7 protein-coding genes are annotated in these 10751 nt (G+C 61.7%); 3 read left to right on the top strand and 4 right to left on the bottom strand.

Annotated elements, in window-relative coordinates; all coding sequences use genetic code 11:
- Window positions 1-47 precede the first annotated feature (47 nt).
- Complete coding sequence (locus Q0O40_RS00090; protein ID WP_295524656.1) at window positions 48-884, bottom strand: PhnD/SsuA/transferrin family substrate-binding protein; 837 nt, start codon at window positions 882-884, stop codon at window positions 48-50.
- A complete protein-coding gene (locus Q0O40_RS00085) occupies window positions 874-1707 on the bottom strand; it encodes a helix-turn-helix transcriptional regulator (RefSeq protein WP_295524654.1) in 834 nt (277 codons plus the stop codon). The genes Q0O40_RS00090 and Q0O40_RS00085 overlap by 11 nt, the downstream gene beginning before the upstream one ends.
- Before the next feature lie 158 nt (window positions 1708-1865).
- Between Q0O40_RS00085 and Q0O40_RS00080 the strand changes: the two genes are divergently transcribed.
- The 3 genes from Q0O40_RS00080 to Q0O40_RS00070 all read left to right on the top strand — a co-directional run bounded on the left by Q0O40_RS00080 (window position 1866) and on the right by Q0O40_RS00070 (window position 7912).
- Window positions 1866-2813, top strand: a complete 948-nt coding sequence (locus Q0O40_RS00080) for a fatty acid desaturase (RefSeq protein WP_295524651.1) — start codon at window positions 1866-1868, stop codon at window positions 2811-2813.
- Window positions 2814-2959: 146 nt separating this feature from the next.
- Complete coding sequence (locus Q0O40_RS00075) at window positions 2960-5728, top strand: TonB-dependent receptor (RefSeq protein ID WP_295524648.1); 2769 nt, start codon at window positions 2960-2962, stop codon at window positions 5726-5728.
- 114 nt (window positions 5729-5842) lie between these two features.
- On the top strand, window positions 5843-7912 hold the full coding sequence (locus Q0O40_RS00070) for a tetratricopeptide repeat-containing sulfotransferase family protein (protein WP_295524647.1): 2070 nt from the start codon (window positions 5843-5845) through the stop codon (window positions 7910-7912).
- Here the strand turns inward: Q0O40_RS00070 and Q0O40_RS00065 are convergent.
- Together Q0O40_RS00065 and betC are read right to left on the bottom strand one after the other, a co-directional pair.
- Window positions 7909-9114 (bottom strand): MFS transporter, encoded by a 1206-nt coding sequence (locus tag Q0O40_RS00065; protein WP_295524645.1) that lies wholly within the window; start codon window positions 9112-9114, stop codon window positions 7909-7911. The genes Q0O40_RS00070 and Q0O40_RS00065 overlap by 4 nt on opposite strands.
- Window positions 9111-10634: a choline-sulfatase gene (gene betC / locus Q0O40_RS00060; RefSeq protein WP_295524642.1), complete on the bottom strand. Its 1524-nt coding sequence runs from the start codon at window positions 10632-10634 to the stop codon at window positions 9111-9113. The genes Q0O40_RS00065 and betC overlap by 4 nt, the downstream gene beginning before the upstream one ends.
- Between the last annotated feature and the right edge of the window lie 117 nt (window positions 10635-10751).

Raw genomic sequence — 10751 nt, 5'->3', positions numbered from 1 at the left:
GTCGCGGCACTTGGCCTGAGGTAGGCGGGACAGCTATTGATCCTTGTTCACGCGAGGCTGGGATAGCCGCACGCGGCGGCCTCTTGCTCAAGGCCGATGACTGCGTCGAAGCTGCTTTCCGGCAGCACCTCGAAACCGCGCAGGCCAAGGGTATCGCGGACATCCTTGGCTGCCGGGTCTGCGATCAGGCCGAACAAGGCTTCGCGCAGCGCCACCAGTTCGGCGTCGGTTGACGAAGCACGCGTGATATAGGGAAGCGAGGGAGTCCGCACCGTCTCGGCAAGCACCCGCACGCCGCGCAGTCGCTCCGGATCATGCCGCGCCAGATTGCCATACGTCACGCAATCGATCGCCGCCACGTCTGCAGCACCAGCGGCAACCTGCGCGATGCTGGCAACATGGCTCCCGCTCACGATAATCTGCCCGAAGAAGCGCCCGCGTTGCGCATGAGGCGCAATCAGATGACGTAGCAGGTTCATGCCCGAATTGCTGCGCCAGTCGTTGATCACCGCCGTCCGTCCCCGCAAATCGCCAACCACGACCGCAGCCGATTCCCTGCTAACGATCACCATGCTGTTGCTGGTCGCGCCTGCGCAACCCGGATGATCGTAAACCGGGTTGGCCACCACCCGCACCTTGCCCCTCAGCTGCACGGCATAGGGATAGCTGCATGTCTGCGCGAGCAACAGACGCGGATCGAGCCAAGCCGCGTCATGGGCGATGGCTTCGTCCAACGCATCGGGCACATCCACCATGTCAGAAGCGCACAGCCGCTCGCGCAGCAAGGCCCACAGCGCGCGCGTTGCCGCCGCAACCACCGGCGGATCGCGGTACATGGCGATGCTGGCGATCCGGCCTGCCGCCGCTTGCCCGTCACTTGACATGGAGCGACCGGACGTATTGCGCAGCCTCGTGCGCATGGACGCGGGTGTGGCGGATCAATCCCTCAAACTGCATCTGCATCGTCCTGATCGTCTCGGCGCTGTTAAGGACCAGATACATCTGCCCGGCAAACACCGCCACGCGGGTCGAGCCAAAGATTGTGTAGGGGATCGAAAACCGCTCGCGCCCGTCAAACAGGAACAGCCGGAACGAGGGATAGAGCTCGTCGATCAGTCCGGTCATATGCGCCAGTTGCGCCTCGCGCGTTCGCTTGGGAAGGCCGCTCCATATCCCCGACCCTTCGGCAAACTGCTCCAGCGTCTGAAACGGCATGCACGATTCCATATCGGTGCCGGCGGCGCGATTATAGTCCAGCCGGAATACCGCGTCCTCCACCTGAGCCATTGCGTTCTGGTGTGAGGCGGAGGCTTCATAAGCGATGACGTCGGTCGTTCTCAACAAGTCAGGGATTCGCGCCGGTACGTAGCGGATCTTGGTCCCCGCCGCTTCAGCGTACCAGCGCATCAGCAGGCTGGCACCGTCATCTTCGGAAGTCTCGATCGTGCCGCTAGACAGCATTGCCCCTGTGACCCCCTCGTCCTCGGATACGCCGAGCAGCCAGTCGAGCGTGACGTTATGCCGCTCCGCGATGAGCAAGAGAGTCTCCACGCGCGGCAGCCGTGTGGTCTTGCCCGATAGCAACAGGGAAAGCGCCGACCGATCGACGCCGACCGCCTGTGCAAAGGCCGACTGGCTTTGCCGCGAACGCTCGAACAGTGCCTCCAGGCGGCTGCGAAAGATATCGGCGAGCCTGCGCTTGTCCATCTGTCGTTGTCCATTTTTGCATAAGCGTGATGATAGTCACATAATGCCAAAAATGTTGCGCACTATCAACGTTTCATCATCACTTTCATATTGCAGGTGCGCAATGAAGCGGGAATATCACGGTAGCGATGCGGGCGGGAGCAGCAATGGAAGGACGCGTGTTAGCCAGTGAGAATTCCGAGCCGGGGCTGGTCTTGCGCCGCCCTGTCGAATTGAGGACCCTCGCGCTCGTGATCGGGTGCCACGCCGCATGGATTGCCGCAGGCCTACTCTACGCGGTCATTGGCTGGCCTGCGGTGTTTGTCCTCGCTCTGCCGATTGCGCTGCATTCATCGCTTCAGCATGAGGCGATACACGGCCACCCGAGCGCCTCCCCCGCCTTGAATGAAGCGCTGGTGTTCCTGCCCATCGGCCTGCTGGTGCCGTTCCGCCGCTACCGCGACCTTCATCTGCAGCATCATGTCGATGAGCGGCTGACCGATCCCTATGACGATCCCGAGAGCTTTTATGAGAGCCGCGAGAGCTATGACCGGCTGTCATGGCCGATGCGCCGCGTGCTCGGCTGGAACAACACGCTGGTCGGCCGCATGCTCATCGGTCCCGCGATTACGGTGGTGCGTTTTTTGAGGAGCGAGTGGCGGGCAGCCCGGCGCTCTTCGGGGCAGGAGCGCAGAGCGTTATACAAGGCTTGGGGCCTGCATGCCGCCGGGCTTTTGCCTGTCGCCGGGATAGTTCACTACGGGTTCGGTATGCCCGTGCCGCTCTATCTGGCGTCAGCCTATCTGGCGCTATCGCTCCTCGCGCTGCGCTCGTTCGCCGAGCATCAATGGGCCGAGGAACCGGGCCACCGCACGGTGATTGTCGATTCCTCGGTGATGGGCATGTTGTTCCTCAACAACAATCTGCACCTGGTGCACCACGTCCGCCCGGGCCTCGCGTGGTACGAATTGCCCGCCGCTTACCGCAACCGCAAAGACGAATGGGATGCGCTCAACAACGGCTATACCTTTGGCGGCTACCGCGCGATCACGCGCAAGTTCGGCTTTCGCCAAAAGGAATCGGTCGTCCACCCCAGCGTGACCGAAGCGACACACCCCGCACGATAAATGTTGGTGCAGTCCCTTATGGTGTGCTGCAGCATAGACAAAGATGGGATGGCGAGATAACAATTTTGGATATGCATTTGGTCTTTCAAGCTGACTAGATGCCACAGATGAGGGTCTGCTTTGCAGATGCAAAAATGGGGGATACAATGAAATCGCAGTTTCTGATATCGTGCGCCGTGGCCGCTGTGTTCAGCAGTGCCGCGCTTGCCGCTCCTGCTTGGGCCGCCGACGCGCCGCAGTCTGCAGCTGAAGAAGCAGCCCCAGCGTCGGGTTCCGACGACATTATCGTGACGGCGCAGCGCCGCAACGAAAGCGTTCAGGATGTTCCGCTGACGATCCAGGCTTTCTCGGGCAACACGCTGAGCAAGCTGAACGTCACCACGTTCAACGAATTCATCAAGTACACGCCGAACGTGACCTTCGGCAACAACGGCCCGGGCAATGGCGCTATCTTCATGCGCGGCCTCTCGGCGGGCTTTGCGGGCCAGCAGTCTTCGGCATCGATCAGCGGCTTTCCGAACGTTGCGCTGTATCTTGACGACCAGTCGATGCAGTTCCCGGCCCGCAACGCAGACGTTTATGTGGCTGACATCGAGCGCATCGAAGTTCTTGAAGGTCCGCAAGGAACGCTGTTCGGCGGCGGCGCGCAGGCCGGTGTGGTGCGTTACATCACCAACAAGCCAAAGCTTTCGAAGTTCGAAGGCGCAATCGAAGGCAGCTTCGGCGGCACTGCTGGCGGCGCGGTCAATGGCGCATTCAATGCCATGATCAACCTCCCGCTGCTGGAAGACAAGCTGGCGATCCGTGCGGTTGTCTATGCCGACCACCGCGGCGGTTATATCGACAACAAGTTCTCGACCTTCACACGTCGGCCGACCGATCTTGGCTCCTACTACCTGGCCTACCAGGGCAACAATAATCAGCTTACGCCCGCCCAGCAGAGCCGTGGCGGTCAGTACGACAACTCCGCACTGGTCGAAGATAACTTCAACCCGGTAGATTACGCGGGTGGCCGCGTTTCGCTTGCCTGGCAAGTAGCGCCGGATTGGGATGTACTGGTCAGCCAAGCTTACCAGAGCCTCAACACCAAGGGCACATTTGCGGTACAGACTTATACGTTCGATTACGCTCCGTTGACGGGCCTGTCGTCGACCCTGTTTTCGCCGCAGTTCAGCAAGGACGAGTATTACAACACTGCCTGGACGCTCAACGGCAAGATCGGCGATTTCAAGGTCATTTACACCGGTGCCTATCTGAGCCGCAACATCACGCAGCAGGGCGATTACACCAACTACGCCCGCGCGACTTATGGTATCTTCTATCAGTGCACCGGCGGTGCGAACTACTACTTCGGTGCTGGCGCTGCACCTTATTGCTACGAGCCAAACAGCTATTGGTTGGACAAGGTCAAGAACACGCACGAGACCCACGAGTTCCGCATCTCGACGCCTGACACCGGTCGCATCCGGGCCATCGTCGGCGGGTTCTACGAATCGTTCTCGATCGAGGACAACATGGATTGGTCCTACAAGACCATCCCTGGCTGCGATCAGAACCTCACAGCTGCTCAGATCCGCGCTGCGGGCACAGTTTGCCTCGCGCTCGTCGCGCCTAATCCCAATGCCACGCTCATCGTTCCCGGTCCTCGCGGCCCGGGGGTCGCTTTCGGTCAGGACATTACGCGCGGCTTCAAGCAGTATGCTGGCTTCGCGTCGGTCGATTTCGATATTTTCGATAATCTGACCATCACCGGCGGCACGCGCTACTATCACTATGACAACTATCAGCGCGGTTCGGTCTACTCGTCGTTTACGTCGGCTTGCTATCAGGCGCCGGTCTGCGCAACGGGCAGTAACCTTGATGCGTTTGGCCTCAATTCATCGTACAGCGGCTTCCGCAGCAAAGGCACCATTACCTGGAAGCCGCAGCCGGGCACCTTGGTCTATGCCACGTTCAGCCAGGGTTTCCGTCCGGGTGCCTTCAACCGCGGGCCTTCGGCGCGCGTTCAGGATCCAAGGTTGCCGTTTCTTAACGCGGCTGGCCAAGGCAGCACGGTCAACAGCGGGAATGGCAGGAACTTCCAGTTGCTGGTCCCGGCCGCCTATTCCCCAGACGACCTGACCAACTGGGAAATCGGCCTGAAAACCGACTTGTTCGATCGCAAGGTGACGCTCAACTTGTCGGGCTACATCATGCAGTGGAAAAATACCCAAGTCGGCTTCTTCAATCCGGCGGCAGGTTTCGGCAACACTGCGTTTGCCACCAACGGTCCGACCTATGACATCAAGGGCATCGAGTTCCAGATTGTTGCTCGCCCGATCGACGGGCTAACGATCCAGAGCTCAGGCAGCTACAACGACAGCAGGCAGGCAAACGCCCCTTGCTTCATCTCCAACAACCCGACGTCGACGTCCTTCGGTAACTGCATCACCGAATCCTTTGGCGGCTTTGACGGCCAAGGCAACCCGACCCCAAGGACGGTCCAGAGCCCCTTCGGCAATGTTGGCGGCATCACGCCGTTCAGCCCGAAGTTTCAGGGTAACATCCGCGCCCGCTACGAATGGGAGGGCGCAGCTGGAATGGGCTACTTCATCGGCGCTGGCGTGAATTACACCGGCGCGATGTTCAACCAGCCGGCAACCTACCCGGATGGCAACCTTCCGGGCAACGGCAACGTTCTCGGCCCGAATGGCATTATCGTTCCAGCCACGACAGTGCTGCGTTACAGAATGCCAGGTTACGCTATCGCCGATATTCAGGTCGGTTTCACGCGTGACAACTGGACCGTGACGCTGTTCGGTGACAACGTGTTCAACAGCCAAGCTTCGACGTTCACCAACTCAGCTCAGTACATCAAGACTTCGACGGTCGTCCGTCCGCTCACCTACGGCATCAAGATCGGCGCTCGTCTCTGATCCCCTGCTGAATGCTGAACAAGAAGGGGTGGCGCCGCAAGCGCCGCCCCTTTACTTTATGTCGGCACCGCGCGTTGGATGGGCGCGCGGCGATTGCCGAGAGGAAAGTCCGTAATGGCCACGCAAGCAAGCCTGCCTCATTCTGACAAACCCTCGGTTGCACACCGAACAAACGCTTCGCCAGAGGCAGACATCAAGGCGCTTCACGCGCTTCAGGCCAGCGGTGACTTTCCGGGCGCTTTGGCGGGCGCGAAGCGGTTGCTCGCGGCCGATCCTGCGAACCGCGATCTTCTGCTCATCGAAGCCCACGCGCTGCGCATGATGAAGCAGACTGACCCAGCGCTTGAAGCATTGGAGCGGCTTGCAAGGCACCATCCCAATTTCAGCCAGATGTTCCTCGAGCGCGGGCTATGCCACGTCGCGCGGCGTGATGCGCCCGCTGCGATAGGCGACTTGCGCACGGCGGTGATGCTCAATCCAGCACTCGCGATGGGCTGGCGGATGCTTGATGGGCTTTACCGGATGACGGGCGACACCGCGAGTGCTGCCATTGCCGAGCGCCATGTCGCCCATCTTGCCAGCCTACCGCAACCGATCGTTCACGCCAAAGTGCTCCACGGCGACGGCGAGATCGATGCAGCCGAGATGCTGATCCGGCGGTTCCTGCTCGAGGCCGGCGATCACCCGGAGGCCATGCGCCTGCTCGGCCAGATCGGCCAAAAGCGCAATGTGCTCGACGATGCCGAAACACTCTATGCCGGCGTGGTGGCCATGGTGCCCGACCATCATGAGGCGCGCCACGAATATGTGCAGGTGCTGATCGCCCGGCACAAGTTCCCGCAGGCGCGCGAAGCGCTTGAGCCGCTGTTGAAGCGCGACCCCGCAAACCATGCCAACCGCACGCAAGCCGCGACGATCCAGGTCGGGCTCGGCGACTTCGAGGGGGTGATCCCGGTATATCGGGAGATGCTGCGCGAAATCCCCGGGGACGCGCCCGAATTGCGGGTTCGCCGCGCCGATCTCAACCTCTGGCTCGGCCACGCCCTCAAAACCGTTGGCCGAACAGACGAAGCCATCAGCGCCTATCTGGCGGCGACGGACGACCGCCCCGATTTCGGCGACGCGTGGTGGAGCCTCGCTAACCTCAAAACCTATCGCTTTTCGCCCGCATCCATCGCGGTCATGCGCCAGCAGCTTGATGCGCCCGCCATTGCCGAGGTCGACCGCGTCCATATCGCCTTCGCCTTGGGCAAAGCACTTGAGGATACGGGCGACTATGCCGGATCATGGACTGCTTATGAGCAGGGCAACACCTTGCACCGGGCCAGCAACGGCTACATCTCCACCGTGTTCGAAACCAACACCCGCGAGCAAAAGCGCGTATGCACGGCTGCGCTTTTTGCGGAGCGGACCGGCTGGGGGCTTGACGACCCGTCGCCGATCTTCGTGCTCGGCTTGCCGCGTTCGGGCTCGACGCTGATAGAACAGATTCTTGCCTCGCACAGCATGGTCGAAGGCACGCAGGAATTGCCGGATATCCAGCGTATCGTTCACGAATTGCAGGGCCGCGAGCTCAATTTCGACGATCCGCGCTACCCCGCTGTGTTGCCGCAGCTGGATGCGGCGGCAATCCGCCGCTTCGGCGAGCAATACATTGCCGACACGATGCCCAACAGGGCCCTAGGACGCCCTTACTTCATTGATAAAATGCCGAACAATTTCAGGCATGTCGGCCTGATGCACCTGATCCTGCCGAACGCGCGGATCATCGATGCGCGGCGCGATCCGATGTCCTGCTGCTTCAGCAACTTCAAGCAGTTGTTCGCGCAAGGGCAGGAATTCACCTACGGGATCGAAGACATCGCGCGGTATTATCGCACCTACCTAGAACTGATGGAACATTGGGACAATGTCCTGCCCGGCCGCGTGCTGCGAGTGCAGCATGAGGATGTGGTCGACGATCTCGAAGGGAGCGTGCGCCGCATCCTCGATCATTGCAGCCTGCCGTTCGAGGATGCCTGCATCAATTTTCACCAGAGCAAGCGCAGCGTGCGCACGCCGAGCTCCGAGCAAGTTCGCCAGCCGATCTTCCGCGACGGGCTCGATCAGTGGAAGAATTACGAGGCCTGGCTCGGCCCGCTTAGCGAAGCCCTGGGCGACGCCAAGGAACGCTATCGCGGCTAATGGAGAACAGTGACGGGCTGACCTGCGGCGAGATCGCCGTGCGCTCCATCCAGTCGCCGCGCCACTGGCCAGACGGTCAGAATCGCGAGCAGACATGCCCCTAGCCCCATCGGACCGACCGGCCCATAACCGCCAAACACTTGCCCGATGACGCCTGCGCCGAGCGATCCGAACGACTGAAACAGCAGCCAAGTACCGGTTGTCATCAGCGCCAGCCTGCCCGATGGCTCGATCGAATAGGCAAGGCCGAGCAGCAGCGGATAGGTGATGAACCAGCTGACATTGTAAAGGATCAGCGCCCCGGCAAAGGCAAGCGCGCTCGACACGGTGGTCATCAGCGCGCAAGCCATACCGCAAGTGCCCAGCGCCAGCGCCAGCGGACGCGCGCGAGACAGCCGGGCGGCCAGCGCAAACAGCGCCATGTTGCCGCACGCGCTGAGGATGGTCGCCGCGCTCTGATACTGGCCAAACATCGTCGCCGAAAGGCCGATGCCGTGCGCCGCCCGCTCCATGAACGGCCAGATCGCGAGGCTGCCGAAGGCAAATAGCGCCATCGCCGCGAGGATGCGCCAGCCCTCGGCGCCTAGTGCCTGCACTGGCGTTTGGGCGCTGGCAGAGTCCGCAGGATCGCTGCGCCGGCCCGGCAGCAGGAACGTGCCCAGCCCGAGCACGGCGGAAAGGCCGGCCAGCCCCGCAAACATGCCCTCCACGCCGTAGTGCACGCCCAGCATGGGCAAGCCGATGTTGACCGCTGCAAACAGGACGGTCTGAAACGCGATTCCTGCTGAGATCGCGCGCGCCGGATGAGCGGTCTGGCCTGCAGCGAGATTGACCGCGCTGTTCATCAGGCCAAAACCCAGCCCAGCCGCAATCCGTCCGATCAGCAGCAGGGGATAGGCCCCCGTTGCCACCGAGCCAAGCTGCGCCGCCACCACCAGCAGCGTCGCCGCGAGCCCAAGCGTCCGCGCGCTGACGCTTTGCGCGCGTGGCGCGACGAGGAACATCGCGGCTGCATATGCCAGCGTTTCCGCCATGCTCCACGCCCCCATCTGGATAGGGCTGAACCCGAAGCGATCGATCAGGCCGCCGACCAGATAGGTGGTGAAATTGTTGCCAAGATGCGCCGCGCCGCTTGCCGCGCCGATGCCGATGATCACCAGCGCTGAAACACGCGCACCTTCGGGCCGCCTGTGCGCGCTCATTGCTGGCGCACGCGCGGGAACCGGGCGTTGGCTTCGAGCAATTCGAGGTCCATGTGATTGCGGATATACTCGCGCGACGCATTGCGCACCGGTTGCCAATCCCACGACTGGTGTTTCCCGGTCGCGTTGGCGGCGGCCACCAAATGACGGCGGCGCTGGCTGGCAAGAACATCGGATTCGATAGCGGCGAGGTTCCAGCGCGCGGCGACTTCGCCCCGCAATGCCGCAACCGTCTCCGCATAGGCCGGATGATCGGCGCAATTGTTCAGTTCATCAGGGTCCGCTGCAAGGTCGAATAGCTGATCGGGATCGACCGGCGAATGGATGAACTTCCACTGGCCGCGACGGATCATCACAATTGGCGCGATCGCCGCTTCACCCAGATACTCGCCGATCACCTCGTCATGCCCTGCGTTTCCCGCCAGATGTGGCATGAGACTGCGGCCATCAAGCGGCATCCCCGGATCAAGCGGCAAGTCGGCCAGATCAAGAAGTGTGGGGAACAGATCGACCAGCGACACACTGGCATCGACGGTCCGCGACGCGATGCGTCCCGGCGCGCTGATGATCAGCGGAATACGCGCGGCCCCTTCAAAGAAGTTCATCTTGTACCACAGCCCGCGCTCGCCCAGCATTTCGCCGTGATCGGTGCAAAACACGATGATCGTGTTGTCGGCCAGCCCGCTTTGGGCCAGCGCGGCAAGCAGCAAGCCGACCTGCTCGTCGACAAAACTGATAGCCCCGTAATAGGCGCGCCGCGCCGCCCGAATTTGCGCGTCGGTGACGGGATCAAGATCGTTGCCGCAGACATGGCGCAGCCGCAACGAATGCGGATCCTGCGCTTCCAGCGGGATCGCAATGCGGGGCATCGCGATCTCATCGTCGCGGTAGAGGTCCCAGTAGCGCTGCGGAATGGCATAGGGATCGTGCGGGTGGGTGAGCGAGGCGGTCAGGAAAAACGGCCGCTCATCGCCGTCCGCCTTCCGGGCAAGATCGAACAGCTTGCGCCGCGTGGTAAAAACCACTTCCTCATCGAAATCGAGCTGGTTGGAGCGGATCGTCGGACCGGCGGTCAGCACCGAATCCATCGAATGATACCATGTCGGCCGCACTTCGAAGCGCGTCCAGTCAGGCGTCCAGCTAAAGTCGGCGGGATAGATATCGGTCGTCAGCCGCTCTTCATAGCCGTGTAGCTGATCCGGCCCGACAAAATGCATCTTGCCAGAGAGGATCGTGCGATAGCCGCCGAGCCGCAGGCAATGCGCCATCGTCGGCGTTGTCGCCGAGAGCTCGCAAGCATTGTCATAAGCGCCGATGCGCGATGGCAGCTGGCCCGCCAGCATCGAAAACCGCGAGGGCGCGCAGAGCGGGCTGTTGCAATAGGCCGAGCGGAACAGCACACCCTCTTGCGCGAGTTGCGCGAGGTGCGGCGCTTTCACCGCCGAATTGCCCAGAAATGGAAGCGCGGCGGCAGATAGCTGATCCGCCATGATCATCAGGATATTAGGCTTGTTGGGCATGGCGGCACCCTATCAGCATTTATCCCGCATGCCACCTGCCCCCACGTTTTTTGCGCCGCTCGGGCGAGCCTTGCAGGGGCTGCACGATTGCGGCAACACGTGCAAATGTCGCAGCCG

Source organism: Novosphingobium sp. Chol11 (assembly GCF_945870625.1).
Classification (GTDB): domain Bacteria; phylum Pseudomonadota; class Alphaproteobacteria; order Sphingomonadales; family Sphingomonadaceae; genus Novosphingobium.
This window is presented reverse-complemented; position numbering and strand designations above follow the sequence as displayed.